The 241-nt window shown below is 69.3% G+C and carries 1 protein-coding gene; it reads left to right on the plus strand.

Annotated elements, in window-relative coordinates; genetic code table 11:
* A partial coding sequence (locus tag SB754_RS22610; protein ID WP_410784511.1) for a DUF4233 domain-containing protein occupies positions 1–241 on the plus strand: 241 nt, incomplete at both ends.

Raw genomic sequence — 241 nt, forward strand, 5'->3', positions numbered from 1 at the left:
GGTATCCCGCGCTGGTGGGGGATCGTTGCCGGTTCCGTCGGCTTCGTCGTCACTCTCGTCGCCAGCGGAACCCTGCGCTGGTCGTGGGGCCGAGGCCTCGGCTGGGTCATCCAGATCGTGATCGCGCTCGGCGCCCTCCTCGTGCCGGCGATCCTCCTCGTCACGATCGTGTTCGCCGCCCTCTACGCCTACGCCATGATCGGCGGATCGAAGATCGAGCGCCGCGTCCAGGAGCAGCGCC

The organism is Leifsonia sp. SIMBA_070, from assembly GCF_046534635.1.
Taxonomy (GTDB): domain Bacteria; phylum Actinomycetota; class Actinomycetes; order Actinomycetales; family Microbacteriaceae; genus Leifsonia.